This window comes from Hydrogenophaga defluvii, from assembly GCF_042665235.1.
GTDB classification, from domain to species: Bacteria; Pseudomonadota; Gammaproteobacteria; order Burkholderiales; family Burkholderiaceae_C; genus Hydrogenophaga; species Hydrogenophaga defluvii_A.
The window spans coordinates 88,364-103,813 of sequence record NZ_JBHTBZ010000016.1; the positions used below are offsets into that span (position 1 = coordinate 88,364).

A 15,450-nucleotide genomic window follows, 5' to 3' on the forward strand; every position below is an offset into this window, starting at 1 on the left:
ATGAACGCCCTGCTCAAGATCGACGACATCGAGGTCAACTACGGCGACGCCCAGGCCCTGTTTGGCGTGTCGCTGGAACTGGCCGAAGGCGAGTTCACCACCTTGCTGGGCCGCAACGGCATGGGCAAGACCACCACCGTGGGCGCGGCCACCGGCATGCGCGGCCCGCGTGCTGGGCGCATCACCTTTGCCGGGCAAGACGTGACCGGCTTGCCCTCCTACAAGATCGCGCGCATGGGCATTGGCCTGGTGCCCGAGCAGCGCCAGGTGTTCCCCAACCTCACGGTCTACGAAAACCTGGTGGCCACCGCCCACAACCGCCTGGGCAGCAAACACCCGTGGACGCTGGAACGCGTGTACGGCCTGTTTCCGCGCCTCAAGGAGCGTGCCAGCAACCTGGGCTCCAACCTCTCGGGCGGCGAACAGCAGATGCTGGCCATCGGCCGGGCGCTCATGACCAACCCACGCCTGCTCATCCTCGACGAGGCCACCGAGGGCCTGGCGCCGCTGGTGCGCGCCGAGATCTGGCACTGCCTCGAATCGCTGCGCAGCACAGGCATATCGGTGCTGGTCATCGACAAAAACATCGGTCCGCTGATGCGCCTGGCGGACAGCCACGTCATCCTTGAAAAAGGCCGCACCGTCTGGCAAGGCAGCACCGACAGCCTGCGCGCCAACCCGGCCATGCTGCACGAAACCCTGGGAGTTTGAAATGATGGACACCGAGAGCTGGCGCCAGTTCAGCGCAGAAGAACTGGAGCGCGGCTACAACGCCCGTGCCACCGTGCCCGACGTGGACGCCCTGCTGCGCGACTACCGCGAACAGTCCGCGCCCATGTACGCGCTGCCCTGCGTGCGCGACATCGCCTACGGCCCCCACCCCGATGAGCGGCTGGACCTGTTTCCTGTGCCCGGGCGCAGCAACGCGCCGCTGTTTGTGTTTGTGCATGGTGGCTACTGGCGTGCCTTGAGCAAAGAAGATTCGGTGTTCATGGCGCGCTGCTTCACGCAGCGTGGCATCGCCGTGGCGTCGCTCAACTACGCCCTATCGCCCGGCGCACCGCTCGGCGAGATCGTGGCGCAATGCCAGCGGGCCTTGGGCTGGTTGCACACCCATGCGGGTGCCCATGGCATCAACGGCGGGCACATGGTGCTGGCCGGCAGCTCGGCGGGGGGGCACCTGGCCGCCATGATGTTGTCGCCGTCGGCCCAGCGCGCCCACGGCGTGCCGGCCGGCGCGGTGCGTGGGGCGGTGTTGGTCAGCGGCCTGTTCGACATGGAGCCGGTGCAGGCCACCCGCCCCAACGACTGGTTGGCGCTGGACGTGGCCACCGCGCGGGCGTTGAGCCCCCTGCACCACCTGCCCGACCCCACCACCCCGCTGTGTGTGGCCGTGGCCGGCATCGATACCGACGAGTTCAAGCGCCAGTCGTGGTTGTACGCCGATGCGTGCGCCGCGCAGGGCAACCCGGTGGTTCGGCTGGACGTGCCGGGGCGCAACCACTTCGACGTCATCCTCGACTGGATGGACCCCGACAGCGCCCTCAGCCGCGCGACCTGGCCCTTGTTCGACGCGGCGTAGCCGCCGCCGGTTGCGTGGCCAGGCTGGCCATGTGCTGGCGGAAATGGGCCAAAAACGCCTGACCGGCCTCGGTCAGGGGCCGCTCGGGTGCTGTCAGCGCCACGATGTTGCGTTCGATCACGGGCGCGGCCAGCGGCACGCCACACACGCCCACGGCGCGTGCGCTGGCCAGCGCGTACCAGGGCAGCACCGACACCGCCAGGCCCGCTTCCACCAGTCCGATGGCGGTGCCGACCTGTGCCACCTCGTAGGCCGGTGACAGCCGCCCGGCCAGCTCGGCGAACCCTTGCTCCACCAGAGGCCGCAGGCCACTGCCGCGCTGCACCAGCGCCAGGGGCTCGCCCAGCAGATCGGCCCAGGCCACCTCGGGCAAGGCCGCCAGCGGGTGGCTGGCCTGGCAGGCCAACATCAGTCGGTCGCGGTACAGCAGCGTGGCGCTGAGGTCGGTGGCCTGCGCGTCGGCGGTGCACACGCCCAGGTCCACCTCGCCGCTGCGCACCAGTGCCGCGATTTCGTGCACCGGCGGGTCGCGCAGCGTCAGCGCCACATCCGGCCACTGGCTGCGGAAGCCCGCCATCACCGACGGCACCAAGGTGGCCGCCAGCAAGGGCGATGCGGCCACGGCCAGCCGGGTGTCGCGCCGCTGGCTCCACTGGCGCAGGCCATCGAAGGCGGTGTCGAGCTGGGCAAACACCGCCGCCACGGTGGGCAACAGCTCGCACCCGGGATCGGTGAGGGTCAGGCGGCGTGTGGTGCGTTCAAACAGCCGCACCCCCAGTTCGCCTTCCAGACCGCTGACCAGCATGGACAAGGCAGAGGGCGTGAGGTGCAGGCGCTGTGCGGCGCGGGTGATGCTGCCATCCTGCGCCACGGCGGCAAAGGCGCGCAGCTGCCGCAGCGTGGCGGCACTGGGCCGAGACGGCGGTGAGGGGGATGAAGTGGGCGGTGGTGTGGCCATGGCACTCAGTCGTCGGTGTCTTCGCCCGGCGCCAGGGCCGCACGGGCGTGGTTCACCAGACGCTCCAGCAGGGCGTCGAGCTGGCGCTGCTCGGCCGCAGTCAAGCAGGCCAGGATGTCGGTGTTGCGTTGCAAGACGACGCCGACAATTTTTTGGTAGACCCGTTCCCCCTTGGGGCTCAGTGTCAACACCACGCCCCGGCCGTCGGTGGGGCTGGGTGCCTTGCGCACCAGGCCTTGTTCCACCAGGGCTTGCGCCGCGCGGCTGGCCTGGCCTTTGTTGAGGTTGGCGCGGTGGGCCAGGTCGTTCACCGACAGCGGCGTGAACGCCCCGATGGCCGACAGGCAGCGCCCCTCGCTCAGCGGCAGCCCTGCGCCCTGCAGGTAGGCGGTCTGGCTGACCCGGTCGGTGAGTTTGTTGAGGGTGTGCAGCCGGTGGGTGAAGGTGCGGTCGAGCGCGTAGTGGGCAGGCGGCGTGGTCATGCGTTTACTGTACGCCAGCTGGTTGCGCGCGCAGCCAGGTGTGTGCGTCGTCGGCCAAGCGCTGCGTGAGCGTACTGGCATCCAGGCCGTGTGCGGTCGCGCGCGCCAAGGCCACCCCCTGACCCGCCCACAGCGGAGAAAAATCGCCACTGCCTTGCGCCTCGGCGGCGGCGCGCAGGGGCGCCAGCGCGCCGCCTGCCAGCGGAAATGCGGGTGCCAGCGGGCTGATCGGCCCCAGTTCGCGCATGGCCCGGTTGAGGATGCCACGTGCGGGTCGGCCAGTGAACACGTTGGTGAGCGCGGTGTTGTCCTCCGCCGCCATGAGGGCGGCGCGGTGGGGTGCCGAGATGCGCGCCTCCGCGCAAAACAGGTAGGCCGTACCTACCTGAACGGCCGCAGCACCCAGGTGCAGCGCGGCGGCCATGCCCCGGCCATCGGCGATGGCGCCGGCGGCGATCACCGGCACGTCCACCGCCCGCACCACTTGGGGCAGCAGCGCCATCAGCCCGGGTTGGGCGCACACCTCGTCGTTCAGGAACAGGCCCCGGTGCCCGCCGGCCTCCACCCCCTGGGCGATGACGGCGTCGCAGCCGTTGGCCGCCAGCCAGCGCGCCTCGGCCACCGTGGTGGCCGAGGAGAGCACCACCGCGCCGCTGGCCTTCACCCGGGCCAGCAGATCGGGCGCGGGCAGGCCGAAGTGAAAGCTCACCACCTCGGGCCGCAGCGCCTCCACCACCTTGCAGAAGGCGTCGTCGAAGGGGGCGCGGTTGGACACCGGGATGGGCGTGTCGGGCCCCAGGCCCAGTTCGCGGTAGAAGGGCGCCAGGCGTTCGCGCCAGGCCTGATCGCGGGCAGCGTCGGGTGTGGGTGGCTGGTGGCAGAAGAAGTTGAGGTTGAGCGGCCCACTGCTCGCGGCGCGGAAGGCCGACACCTGCTCTGCCGCCTGGGTCGGCGTGAGCATGGCGCAGGGCAAGGCGCCCAGGCCCCCTGCGCGCGACACGGCGATGGCCAGCTCCACCGCCTGTGCGCCTGCCATGGGCGCTTGCAAGATGGGCTGCGAGATGCGCAACAGGTCAAGCGCGCGGCGATCGGGCCAGTGGGGCATGGGGGGTCTCCAACAAAGGGTAACGGCGGGTCAGCCAGGCCAACAGCGCCGCGCCCAGCACCAGGGCGCCGGCGGCACTTTCCAGCCCACGCGCAAACCCCTGGCCCACGTTGGCGCTGTGTTGCAGCAGCAGCGCCACCATGGGCGGGCCGATGATCTGGCCCAGGCCATAGACGGCGGTGAGCTGGCCCATGAAAGCGGGCGCCTGCGCGGGCCGCAGGCGCCGGGCCTCCTGCATGCCGAAGAAGCTGATGGCCGTGAAGGGCAGGCCCACCAGCAGGCTGCCCAGCGCAAAACCGGGCAGGCTGGGCCACCACACGCTCAGCAGCACGCCCAGCGCCTGCATGGTGTAGCAGCCCACCAGCAGGCGCCGCCGGTCGATGTGGTGCGGCAGGCGCGTGCTCAGAAACGCGCCCAGCGCCACGCCCAATCCCAGCAAGGGCCAGAACAGATCGAGCCAGACCGAGCCGGGCAGCGCCTGGCGCGCGATCACCGGCAAAAAGGTGGCGGTAACGATGTAGCCCAGGCCCGACAGGCCGTACGCCAGTGCAAAGAAGCCACATTCCGCCGCCCCGTGTGTGGTGGCAGGTGGGACGGTGTTGGCCTGTGTGGCGGCCGTCACCGCCGGCCCGTTGAAGATGCGCCAGATGCCCGCCGTGAGCAGCAGCGCCAGCACGCCGAACACCGCCCAGCCGCTGGCAGCGGCCCAGCCGTTCACCACCATGGCGCTGGCCGCCAGGCCGCTCAGGGCAATGCCCAGACCCGGCCCCATGTAGATCAGCCCGCCCCAGGTGGGTTTGCCCAGCGCGGCCAGGCGCGCCAGGCACCAGCCCGAGGTCTGTACAAACACAAACGCGCTGGCCACGCCGGCCAGAAACCGCAACGTGGGCCAACCCGCGGCCCAGGGCGCGGCCATGCCCAAGGTGAGCAACACCGTGGCCGCCAGCCCCAGCTTGACCAGCCGCGCCGGTGCCGGTGTGGCCGCGCCGCCCGGCCATCGCGATACCAGCCACGGCAGCAGCGCACACAACACTGCCCCCACCAGGTAGCCGATGTAGTTGGCCGTGGCCAGCCAGCTCGCGGTGGCGAGGTTGACCACACCGTCGTGCAGCATCATGGGCAGCAGCGGTGTGAAGGCGAAGCGCCCGATGCCCATGGCCACGGCCAGTGCGCAGAGGCCAGCCAGGGCCACGGTGATGGGCCGAGCTGGCGATGCGCTCATGCGAACGCCCCCACGCTTCCCGCTGCGCGTGGTGCGCTGCCCCCCAAGGGGGTACGAGCTGGCTTGGGGCGGCCCGGCGCGGCGCTCATGCAAAGTGGTCGAAAGCGCGGCCGGGCAAGGCCTGTTCGCGGCCTTGCGCGTCCAGCAGACGCAGGCCGGGGGCGGCGTCGATCTGGCCAATGCGGGTGACGTCCACGCCAGCTTGGATGGCGGCCTGGGCCACGGCGTCGCGCCGGGCGCTGGGCGCGGTGAACACCAATTCGTAGTCGTCGCCGCCGGTCAAGGCGTATTCGAGTGCGCGCGGGTTGCCGGTGCCACGCAGGTCGGCGCTGGTGGCTTGCAGCACGGCGGGCGCATGCAGCGTGGCGCCCACGCCGCTGGCCGCGAGGATGTGGGCCAGGTCGCCGCTCAAACCGTCGCTGATGTCGGCCGCCGCGTGGGCCACGCCGCGCAAGGCCAGGCCCAGTGCCAGCCGGGGTGTGGGGCGTTCCATGCGTTCGCGCACGCGGGTGAAGGCGGCGGCGTCCAGCGCAACTCCACCACGAAACACCTCCAGTGCCAACCGCGCGTCGCCCAGCGTGCCGCTCACGTAAATGTCGTCGCCCGCCAACGCGGCTGCGCGCCGCAATGCCAGCCCGGGCGGCACCTGACCCATCACCGTGAGGCACAGGTTGAGCGGGCCTCGGGTGGTGTCGCCACCCACCAACTCGCAGCCGTGGGTGTCGGCCAGCGCGAACAGGCCCTGCGCAAAGCTGGCCAGCCAGGCGTCGTCGACCTGCGGCAGTGCCAGTGCGAGGGTGAAGCCCAGGGGCTCGGCGCCCATGGCCGCCAGGTCGCTGAGGTTGACGGCCAGCGCCTTGTGGCCCAGCGCGGCGGGGTCCACCGTGGAGAGGAAGTGCCGGCCTTCGACCAGCATGTCGGTGGACACCGCCAGCTGTTGCCCCGGCGCGGGCGCGAGCAGGGCGCAGTCGTCGCCAATGCCCAGCGGCACATCGGCGCGGGCCGGCCGCTGGCGCTGGAAGTGGCGCCGGATCAGTTCGAACTCACCCATGGCTGGCGTTGGCTTCGTCGCGTGGCGGCCACAAGAAAGACAGCGGTGCGCTGCGGATGCGCGAGCGGATTTCGGCCCGTATGCGCTGGCGGTTCACCTGGTTGATGTTCTGCGCCTTGAGCGCCAGCCGGAAGGCAAGGTAAAAGCTCACCGCCAGGTTGATGGGGCCCACCACCACCACGCCGGCCACCGCCCACCAGAGGGCCGGCTCTGCCAAGACCTGCAGGCCCAGCGTGGCCGCCGCCGCCGCCACCTGGCCGGCCGACAGCGTGACGTGGCGCACTTCCAGCCCCAGGCCAAAAAACGCGGCAAAGGCCGGGATGAGCCCGAGCATGAACCCCAGCGAGATGTTGGAGGCAAAACCCGAGATGTGGCGCCGCATGAAGCCGGCCCAGCGTGCCGCCCTGGCCACGCCCAAGGTGCGCGTGAAATGGGGGTGGTGGGTCATGGCCGAGTCGAGCCGGTGCAGCACAAACCAGTTTTCCACCCAGCCGGCGATGATGCTGGAGGCAAACAGCAGCACACCGGTGAAGGCCGCAAACAGCGCGGTGGGGCCGATCACGTTCAGGTCGTGCAGCACGTGGCGGGCCTGTTCGGCGTTGATCATGTGGGCACCCGCAAAGTGCGCCAGCAGGCCACTGATGAGCACCACCACCGGCACCACCAGGCCCACGTTGCCCATGATGGCGGCCACCTGCGAGCGGAACAGGTGGGCCACTTCGTCCACAAAGCTGCGCACCGCTTCGTTGGACTTGAGGTCGCGCAACTTGGCCACCATGGCCGGCGCGGTCACAGCGGGTTGTTTGGTGGCCACGGTGAGGTGCAGCAGTTGCACCAACACGAAGGACACGGCGTAGTTCAACCCGGCGGCAAAACCCATCCAGAACGCCGACAGGCCCAAGGCGTACAGCGCGAACTTGGCCCAGGTGGTGAGCCCGATGACGGCACCACCGCCGGCCGCCTTGGCCAGCATGGCGCGGTACTCGGCCCGGTTGCGGGTGATGTAGTGCTCGCCACTTTCGGCGCTGCGCTCGGCCACACGCGCGGCGGTGAGGTGCGAGCTGGACGCGATCAGCTGGCGCACGCTGCGGCTTTCCTGCCCCACCCGCACCAGATCGGCCAGCAGCGTGGCGCTGGCGCGTTCACCCTGCTCGGCCAGCAGGCAGTCGATCAGGCCTTTGGTGCGCAACACGCGTTCGCGCAACTGGCGCAGGCGGAACACGATGCCGACCGAAATGCCATGTGCCTCCAGGTGGCCGTACACGGTGTAGGCGGCGTGGCGGCAGTTGTCGAGCTGCTGGCGCAGGGCGTTGGCGGCGTCTTGCGCTTGTGGGCTGTGTGGGCCCAGCTGCGACACGCTGGCGCGGAAGGCCTCCAGCACCTGAGGCAGCGCATGGAAATGCCGCGCCTGGCGCGCGTCGTCGGACATGCGCACACGGATTTCGGCGGCAAAGCCGGTGGCACTGACCTGGCTGACGGCAAACACCGTGGCGTCGAGCAAGCTTTGTTGCCAGGTGCTCAACGCCACGCCGCTTTCGGGTGTGCCTGGCGACTGGCTCAACAGCCGGCCGATGCGCGCCAGCGTGTCGTCATCGAGCGCGCGCAGCCAGGTCACGTCAAAAGGGTAGGGAAACAGCAGGTCGAACAGGGGCCCGATGTCGGTGGTTTCAGGCGTGGTGGGCAACAGCTTGCGGCGCAGGCGGTGACCCAGCTCGCTCAGGAAAGCGGTGCGGGGGGCGAAACCGTGGTCGGCCAGCAGCGGCGTCACGTCCACGGTGTGGTGAAAGGTGGACCACCAGCGTTGCCAGCGCGGCAACCATTCGGGGCGCTGCTCGGCCGCGTCCAGCAACTGGGTCACGCGGCGTGTGCAGGCCAAGGCGTCGCTGCGGTCACCGCGCACCCAGTCGAGCACGGCCATCAGCCAGAGGTGGCGTTGCGCCAGCGGCGCGTCGGGGTCCAGTCGGTCCAGCAGTGCGTGGGCGTCGGGGGAGCGTTGCATGGTCAGTTCAGAGGGCCGCCGCGCCGGGCCGCCCCAAGCAAGGCCGCGCCCCCTCGGGGGGCAGCGAAGACACGGAGTGCGTAGCGTGGGGGCATCAGTGCAGCGTCCGGGCGGTGCCGCCAGCGCCGCTGGCGTCGAGCACAAACAGCGGGATCTCGGTCTCAAAGCGTTCACCGTCTTCGGCCACGCAGAAGTAGCTGCCGCGCATGGTGCCGGTGGCCGTGCGCAGGCGCGCGCCGCTGGTGTACTGGAAACTTTCGCCCGGTTTGAGCAGCGGCTGGTGCCCCACCACCCCCAGGCCCTTGACCTCTTCGGTGTGGCCCATGGCGTCCACGATGTGCCAGTGGCGCGCAATCAGCTGCGCCGCCACCTCACCGGTGTTGGAAATGGTGATGGTGTAGGCGAACGCGTGCACGCCCCGTTCGGGGTCGGACTGCTCGGGCAGGTACTGCGGTGCGACCTCGCAGTGGAACTGGTACTTGGGCATGGGCGGATGTTACCTGCGCGCCAAGTCCTTTGCCGGCCTGCGAAAATGCTGCCACCGTCTCGTTCTCCGACCCGCCCACCACCCACCCGCCATGACCTACCGCATCGCACCGTCCATCCTCTCCGCCGACTTTGCCCGCCTGGGCGAGGAAGTGAAAAACGTCATCGCCGCCGGCGCCGACTGGATCCACTTCGACGTGATGGACAACCACTACGTGCCCAACCTCACCTTCGGGCCCATGATTTGCCAGGCGCTCAAGCCGCACGCCAAGCAGGCCGACGGCACGCCGGTGCCCATCGACGTGCACCTGATGATCCAGCCGGTGGACGCGCTGGCCGGCGCCTTCATCGACGCCGGTGCCGACCTGGTGAGCTTCCACCCCGACGCCAGCGCCCACGTGCACCGCAGCGTGCAGGCCATCAAGGCCAAAGGCGCCAAGGCGGGCCTCACCTTCAACCCCGCGCAGCCGCTGGACGTGTTGGACTACCTGATTGACGACATCGACCTCATCCTCATCATGAGCGTGAACCCCGGCTTTGGCGGCCAGAGCTTCATCGATTCCGCCTTGCGCAAGATCGAGGCCGCGCGCAAACGCATCGAGGCTTCGGGCAAGGACATCCGGCTGGAGGTGGACGGGGGCATCAAGGTCGACAACATCCGCCGCGTGGCCGATGCCGGCGCCGACACCTTTGTGGCCGGCAGCGCCATTTTTGGCAAGCCGGACTACAAGGCCGTCATTGACCAGATGCGCTCGGCCCTGAAGGCCTGACGTTGCCCACGCTGTTTTCGGTCTCGGGTGAGTAAGGCGGGCCGATCTTGAACACGCCGCTCACGCGTGCACACGGCGTGCCATCGGCGCGCACCAGGCCCTGAACGAAGACCAGTGAGCGTGTGGCGCGCAGGGTTTGCGCCTCGCCTTCGACCCAGCAGCCCAACGGTGCGGGCGCGAGGTAGTCGATCTGCAGGCTGATGGTGGGCAGAAAGCGCGGGCCGATTTCGGGCGTGGTGCGCAACGCCGTGGCGGGCAGCAGCATGTCGCAGAAGCTGGCCATCATGCCGCCGTGCAGGTTGCCCATGGGGTTGGTGTGTTGTTCCAGCACACGAAAACCCAGCTTCACCACATCGCCCTGGTGCATCAGGTACAGCGGCCCGTTGTGCCGCATGAAGTTGCCACCCATGGCCAAAGGGGCGAAGCCGGCAGGGATGGGCGGCTTGACGCTCATCGCGTTTCGCGTTCCACGTCCTGCTGGAAGCTGGCCGCGTGCATCTGCGCCTGCTCGCGCATCATGGTCGGGTAGACCACCTGGAAGTCGGCCACGATCTGGGCCAGGGGCATGTCGTCGAAGGCGCCGCGCTGGTTCACGTACTCCATGTGGCGGTTGCCGGCCTTGTCGAAGGGGTGGTAGATCGAATCGTGGCGGCCATCGAAATCCAGCGGCAGCAGGCCGAAGCGTTCGCACAGCTCGATGTTGAAGGCCGGCGTGGCCTTGACCCACTGGCCGTCTAACCAGATGTCGGTGTAGCCGTGCCAGATGAACATGTCGGTGTCCATGGTCTGGCGCATGCGTTCGGTGCTCATGTGGTTGCGCACGTCGGCGTAGCCCACACGCGCCGGGATGCCCACCGCGCGGCAGGCGGCCGCCAGCAGCGCGGCCTTGGGCACACACCAGCCGTAGCCCTTTTCCAGCACGCTGCTGGCGCGCATGTGTTCGGGCGCCAGGTCGATGCGGTAGGGGTCGTAGCGGAAGCCGTCGCGCACCGCCAGATACAGCGCCACCGCGCGTTCGCGTTCATCCGCGCCTTGGGCGTGTTGTTGGGCGAAGGCGATCACGCCGGGGTGGTCGCTGTCGATGAGGGCGGTGGCGGCCAGGCTGGCGGGGGTGGGGGGTGTGGTCATCAAAGTCTCCTGTGCCAGTGTGGCCAAAAGCCGGCTGTGGGCTTGTCACCTCGGCGTCGTTCAACGTTGCATGGTTTGCGGCAGCCAAAGCGCAAGGTCGGGCACCCAGATCAACAGCACCAGCAGCACCAGTGCGGCGATCACAAACGGCAGAACTCCGCCAAAAATACGTTGCGACGGTATGCCACTGGCCCGCTCAAGCACAAATACGTTGAGACCGATGGGCGGTGTGATCATGGCGATTTCCATCAGCACGGTCAGGAAGATGCCGGTCCACACCGGGTCGTAGCCCAGGCCTTTGGTGATGGGTAGCACCAGGGGCAGCGTGAGTATCAGCATGCCGAAGGTGTCCATGATGGCGCCCAGCACCAAATAGAGCAGCACCAGTGCCAGCATGATCATCATGGGTGAGACCGCCAGCCCCGACACCCAGCCCACCATGTGTTCGGTCAGTCGGGTTTGCACCAGGAAACGCGAGAACACCACGCCGCCCATCAGCACCAGAAAAATCGATGCCGAGGTGCGAACTGTTTCTTGTAACGCCAGGCGGAGGCCCTGCCACTGGAAACGCCCTGTGCCCACGGCGATCAATACCACGCCAACCACCCCCACGCCCGAGGCTTCGGTGGGTGTGAAGGCACCAATGTAGATACCACCGATGACCACCACGAACAGCAAAGCCACCGCCAGCGCACCGTGCAATTCGTCACGCAGCGATGAGGACGGCTTCGCGACCGCCCGTGTTGCACCACGTGCCGGGTAATGACGCCGCTGCAGCATGACGGTCACGGCAAAAAACAGTGCGAGCAACAGGCCAGGCACTATGCCTGCCATGAACAACGCGCCAATGGATGTCTCGCTCCAGACGCCATAGATCACCAGCGGAATGCTGGGTGGGATGAGGATGGCCAGGGTGGCTGCGCTGGCCACTGTGCCGGTGGCCAGCGATTCGCTGTAGCCGCGTTTGACCATTTCGGGCACCGCAATGTTGCCCATGGTGGCCACTGCAGCGACGCTCGAGCCGGTGACGGCGCCAAAAGCGCTGGAGGCCATCACGGTGGACACCCCCAGGCCACCCGGCAGGCCGCCCACCAAACGCTGGGCCAGGGTGAACAGATGATCGGCCAGCCCGGTGCGAAAGATGAGCTGACCCATCAAGATGAAAAGGGGCACAGCCACCAGCACGAAGTTGGTGCCGTTGTCCCAGAGCACCAGGCCCACTTGTGTGAGCGCCTGCGTTGGCCCGGACAGCAATGTGTATCCCAGCGCGCCCGCGCCCATCAGCGTCAGCCCCACGGGCAGGCCGGCGATCACCAGCACCAGCATGCCCACCATCACCAGCGCACCCAGTGTCAGCGGCTCCATCAGCGACCGCCTTTCTGCGTCAGCCGCACCACTTCCACCACCGCTGCCAGCAGCGCCGATGTGGCGGCCAATGCGGCCAGCGGCCAGAAGGGAATCGCAACAAACTCGGCCCGTTCGCCAAACTCGCGCATGTCCAGTGCCAGCACCGCCATGGCCCAGGCCAACAGTGCCAGCAGTGTGGCGGTGAGCAGGCGGCGCAGCATGGTGAAGCCGCGTTGCAGCGAGGGCGACAGGCGTTCCTCGACCAAAGTCACGCGGATGTGTTCGTCGGCCCAACTGGTGCCAGCCAGGCCGACGGTCATGACCAGCAGCAGCAGCAGCTCTTTCACGTCGGTGCCCCAGGCCAGTGGTGCGTTGAACACATAGCGCAGGCTCACGTCGACCGTGACCAGCAGGGCGAGAGCCGGCAGCAGCACATAGGCTGCCCAGCCCTCCCAGAAGGCGATCAATTTGTGCATGGAATCGGTGCGCTTATTGGGGCAGCAGACCAGCGACCGGTTGTTCCACGGTCAGCTTGAACAACTCGTCGGGCGTGGCATTGCGGTACTTGGCTTCCAGGCGGCGGATGTCGGCCAACAATGCGTCGGCCGGCACGCCGGCGGCCTTCTGGTCGGCCACCCACTTGTCTTGCACGGGTTTGAGTGTGGCCACCCAAGCGGCTTTTTCCTCGGGCGTCAGGGTGATCAGCGTGACGCCGTTCTGACGGTAGATCTCCTTGGCCTTGGTGCGGAAGTCCACGCCTATGCCTTGGCTCACGGCGTGCCCCATCAGTTGTTGAAAGTGAGCAAAGGCCGGCTTGAGCGCGGCAGGCAGGTTTTGGTAGGCGTTGCGGTTGATGCAGGTGTCAACGTGTTGTGCGGTCAGGCCCAGGGTGGTGTGGTACTTGGCCAGTTCATAAATCTTGAAAGGAACAAAACCGGGGTCCACCCAAATCACCGCATCGGCCACGCCTTGCTGCATGGCGGTGTAGATCTCGGGGAAGGGGATGTTGAGCGTGACCATGCCCAGCGCGGCGGCGGCCTCGGGCGAAAACCCCTGGGCGATGACACGCAGACCCTTGAGGTCTTCGGGCTTGCGAATTGGCTTTTTGCTCATGATGTCGGACACACCGGCGACGGCCGTGTAACCGTACAACACGCCGCGCGCCTGCCATTCCTTGGTGAAGTACTTGGGCGCCAGCTCCTGAATCACCCGGGTGGCTACCACCGGGTTTTCAGGCGTGACAAAGGGCACCTCGATGGCCTTGTGCAGTGGAAATCCGCTGGCTTCATACGATGTGTAGCAGGTGGCGTGTTCGGTCACACCATTGCGCACCGCGCGCCAGCCATCGGCCGCTGCGTGCAGGGTGCCACCGTGAAATTCTTCGATCACCAGCTTGCCATTGGTGGCCTTGCCCAGCCACTCGAAACCCCGGTGCCACACCGTGGGCACCAAGGAGGCGGCCGGGTTGGGCGATGAAAAACGCAGCTTTACGGGTGCACCGTCGTAGGTGACTTTGGGCTGGGCTGCGGGCACCTTGCCGGCGAACCAGTCTTCGGTGGTGTAGGCGTGCGCCCAGGTGCTCAAGGCCAGGCTCAGGGCCAGGGCGCCAGTCAGGCGGGACAGGGTGGGCTTCATCTGGGATTCTCCAATGGGGACGGGCGTGAGGGAAAGCAGACGATTTTCACCCATGCTGCTTGAAGCTTGAAATACATATTTGTGGGTTGCATATAACCATGTTGACGCGGTTTGTGACGTCGCAGATGGGGCGCCGATAATCCAGCCCCATGACGCCCGCCTTCCCTCCCATCGTGCGCCCTGACCTGCGCTTTCTGCTGGCGCACCCGGCGCACTTCATCGCCCTGGGTGCGGGCTCAGGCCTGAGCCGCAAGGCGCCCGGCACGGTGGGCACTTTGTGGGGCTGGGCCGCCTTCTTGTTGTTGCAAACCCTGTGGCAGCCCACCGACATCCAGTGGGCGGCCACCCTGGGCCTGATGGTGCTGGGCGGCTGGTGGGCGGCCGAGGTGACCGCGCTGCACATGGGCATTGCCGACCCCGGCCACATCGTCATCGACGAAATTGTGGCCATCTGGCTGGTGCTGTGGTTGGCCATGCCCATGGGCTTCTGGGGCCAGGCGGCGGCCTTTGCCCTGTTCCGCTTTTTCGACGCCGCCAAGCCGCAGCCCGTGCGCTGGGCCGACCGGCTGTTCAAAGGCTTTGGCGCGCGCGGCGCCTGGGGCATCATGTTCGACGATCTGGTGGCGGCTTTTTGCACGCTGCTGGTGATTGCCGTTTGGCGGTTTTGACGAGTGGTTTTGACAGGCGCTTCTGATGGACGACGACACCCTTCACCTCTGCATCCAACTCGCCGACACGCTGCGCGCGCATGGCCTCATGTTGGCCACGGCCGAGAGCTGCACCGGTGGCCTGATCGCCGGTGCCTGCACCGACCTGAGCGGATCGAGCGACTGGTTTGAACGGGGCTTTGTCACCTACTCCAACGCGGCAAAAACCGAGCTGCTGGGCGTGCCCGCCGCGCTGATCGACACCCACGGCGCAGTGAGCGAACCGGTGGCCCGTGCCATGGCCGAAGGCGCGGTGGCGCATTCGCATGCGCAGTTGGCGGTGGCTGTGACCGGCGTGGCCGGCCCCACCGGCGGCAGCGCCGACAAGCCCGTGGGCACGGTGTGGTTTGGCTGGTGCGTGAACGGGAGCACCCACAGCGAATGCCAACGTTTTGATGGCGACCGCGCCGCCGTGCGTGCCTCCACCGTGCGGCACGCGCTGGCGGGTGTGCTGGCGCGTTTGTAGTTCAACTTTTCAGGAGCGAGCCATGCACCCCAACCAACAGACGCTCTTGCGTTTCTACCAGGCGTTTGCCCGGCTCGATGCCGACGCCATGGCCGCGTGTTACGCACCCGACGTGGTGTTTGAAGACGAGGTCTTCCAGCTCAACGGCCAGCGCGAGGTGGGGGGCATGTGGCGCATGTTGTGCGCCGCCACCCGCACCAAGGGGCGCGACGATTGGCGCCTGGATTTCAGCGGTGTGGCGGCCGATGCCCGCACCGGCCAGGCCCACTGGGATGCCCACTACCGATTCAGCGCCACCAACCGCCTGGTGCTTAACCGCATCGATGCACGGTTCGAGTTCAACGAACAAGGCCTCATCACCCGCCACCGCGACCGCTTCGACTTCTGGCTTTGGGCTCGGCAGGCGCTGGGCATGCCGGGTTGGCTGCTGGGCTGGATGCCCTGGTTCCGCCAGAAGGTGCGCGCCCAGGCCATGGGTAACCTGAACAAATTCCTCGCTTCGCAGGGCTGAG

18 protein-coding genes are annotated in these 15,450 nt (G+C 67.8%); 6 read left to right on the forward strand and 12 right to left on the reverse strand.

The window, feature by feature from the left end:
- Window positions 1-711 (forward strand): ABC transporter ATP-binding protein, encoded by a 711-nt coding sequence (locus tag ACFQU0_RS07590; RefSeq protein WP_382199661.1) that lies wholly within the window; start codon window positions 1-3, stop codon window positions 709-711.
- A 1-nt stretch (window position 712) separates the two neighbouring features.
- Window positions 713-1,582 (forward strand): alpha/beta hydrolase, encoded by an 870-nt coding sequence (locus tag ACFQU0_RS07595; protein ID WP_382199571.1) that lies wholly within the window; start codon window positions 713-715, stop codon window positions 1,580-1,582.
- On the opposite strand, the gene ACFQU0_RS07600 is transcribed toward ACFQU0_RS07595, so the two are convergent.
- The 7 genes from ACFQU0_RS07600 to apaG form a co-directional block, all read right to left on the reverse strand.
- Window positions 1,545-2,540, reverse strand: a complete 996-nt coding sequence (locus tag ACFQU0_RS07600; protein ID WP_382199572.1) for a LysR family transcriptional regulator — start codon at window positions 2,538-2,540, stop codon at window positions 1,545-1,547. The two genes, ACFQU0_RS07595 and ACFQU0_RS07600, sit on opposite strands and share 38 nt — an antisense overlap.
- Window positions 2,541-2,545: 5 nt before the next feature.
- Window positions 2,546-3,022: a MarR family winged helix-turn-helix transcriptional regulator gene (locus ACFQU0_RS07605; RefSeq protein WP_382199573.1), complete on the reverse strand. Its 477-nt coding sequence runs from the start codon at window positions 3,020-3,022 to the stop codon at window positions 2,546-2,548.
- Between the two features lie 4 nt (window positions 3,023-3,026).
- Entirely contained in the window at window positions 3,027-4,127 is a 1,101-nt protein-coding gene (locus ACFQU0_RS07610; RefSeq protein ID WP_382199574.1) for an NAD(P)H-dependent flavin oxidoreductase, read from the reverse strand.
- Complete coding sequence (locus ACFQU0_RS07615; protein WP_382199575.1) at window positions 4,096-5,349, reverse strand: YbfB/YjiJ family MFS transporter; 1,254 nt, start codon at window positions 5,347-5,349, stop codon at window positions 4,096-4,098. The genes ACFQU0_RS07610 and ACFQU0_RS07615 overlap by 32 nt, the downstream gene beginning before the upstream one ends.
- Before the next feature lie 85 nt (window positions 5,350-5,434).
- A complete protein-coding gene (thiL, locus tag ACFQU0_RS07620) occupies window positions 5,435-6,400 on the reverse strand; it encodes a thiamine-phosphate kinase (RefSeq protein WP_382199576.1) in 966 nt (321 codons plus the stop codon).
- Window positions 6,393-8,399, reverse strand: a complete 2,007-nt coding sequence (locus tag ACFQU0_RS07625) for a site-specific recombinase (protein WP_382199577.1) — start codon at window positions 8,397-8,399, stop codon at window positions 6,393-6,395. Before ACFQU0_RS07625 ends, thiL begins: the two co-directional genes overlap by 8 nt.
- 94 nt (window positions 8,400-8,493) lie before the next feature.
- Window positions 8,494-8,886, reverse strand: a complete 393-nt coding sequence (gene apaG, locus ACFQU0_RS07630) for a Co2+/Mg2+ efflux protein ApaG (protein WP_382199578.1) — start codon at window positions 8,884-8,886, stop codon at window positions 8,494-8,496.
- A gap of 91 nt (window positions 8,887-8,977) precedes the next feature.
- Between apaG and rpe the strand changes: the two genes are divergently transcribed.
- On the forward strand, window positions 8,978-9,655 hold the full coding sequence (gene rpe, locus ACFQU0_RS07635; RefSeq protein ID WP_382199579.1) for a ribulose-phosphate 3-epimerase: 678 nt from the start codon (window positions 8,978-8,980) through the stop codon (window positions 9,653-9,655).
- Here the strand turns inward: rpe and ACFQU0_RS07640 are convergent.
- The 5 genes from ACFQU0_RS07640 to dctP are packed head-to-tail and all read right to left on the reverse strand — an operon-like array spanning window position 9,621 to window position 13,765.
- Window positions 9,621-10,109, reverse strand: coding sequence for a PaaI family thioesterase (locus tag ACFQU0_RS07640; protein WP_382199580.1), 489 nt, complete (start codon window positions 10,107-10,109; stop codon window positions 9,621-9,623). The two genes, rpe and ACFQU0_RS07640, sit on opposite strands and share 35 nt — an antisense overlap.
- Entirely contained in the window at window positions 10,106-10,783 is a 678-nt protein-coding gene (locus ACFQU0_RS07645) for a transglutaminase-like domain-containing protein (RefSeq protein ID WP_382199581.1), read from the reverse strand. The genes ACFQU0_RS07640 and ACFQU0_RS07645 overlap by 4 nt, the downstream gene beginning before the upstream one ends.
- A gap of 60 nt (window positions 10,784-10,843) precedes the next feature.
- Window positions 10,844-12,148 (reverse strand): TRAP transporter large permease, encoded by a 1,305-nt coding sequence (locus ACFQU0_RS07650; RefSeq protein ID WP_382199582.1) that lies wholly within the window; start codon window positions 12,146-12,148, stop codon window positions 10,844-10,846.
- Window positions 12,148-12,606 carry a TRAP transporter small permease gene (locus ACFQU0_RS07655; protein WP_382199583.1) on the reverse strand — a complete coding sequence of 153 codons (459 nt, stop codon included), beginning with the start codon at window positions 12,604-12,606 and terminating at the stop codon, window positions 12,148-12,150. Before ACFQU0_RS07655 ends, ACFQU0_RS07650 begins: the two co-directional genes overlap by 1 nt.
- Before the next feature lie 13 nt (window positions 12,607-12,619).
- On the reverse strand, window positions 12,620-13,765 hold the full coding sequence (gene dctP / locus ACFQU0_RS07660; protein WP_382199584.1) for a TRAP transporter substrate-binding protein DctP: 1,146 nt from the start codon (window positions 13,763-13,765) through the stop codon (window positions 12,620-12,622).
- A 149-nt stretch (window positions 13,766-13,914) separates the two neighbouring features.
- Between dctP and ACFQU0_RS07665 the strand changes: the two genes are divergently transcribed.
- From ACFQU0_RS07665 to ACFQU0_RS07675, 3 genes are read left to right on the forward strand one after another with little or no spacing between them, the layout of a single operon-like run.
- Complete coding sequence (locus ACFQU0_RS07665) at window positions 13,915-14,433, forward strand: phosphatidylglycerophosphatase A family protein (RefSeq protein ID WP_382199585.1); 519 nt, start codon at window positions 13,915-13,917, stop codon at window positions 14,431-14,433.
- 25 nt (window positions 14,434-14,458) lie between these two features.
- Window positions 14,459-14,938 (forward strand): CinA family protein, encoded by a 480-nt coding sequence (locus tag ACFQU0_RS07670; RefSeq protein ID WP_382199586.1) that lies wholly within the window; start codon window positions 14,459-14,461, stop codon window positions 14,936-14,938.
- A 22-nt stretch (window positions 14,939-14,960) separates the two neighbouring features.
- Window positions 14,961-15,449, forward strand: coding sequence for a nuclear transport factor 2 family protein (locus ACFQU0_RS07675; protein ID WP_382199587.1), 489 nt, complete (start codon window positions 14,961-14,963; stop codon window positions 15,447-15,449).
- Window position 15,450: the final 1 nt, after the last annotated feature.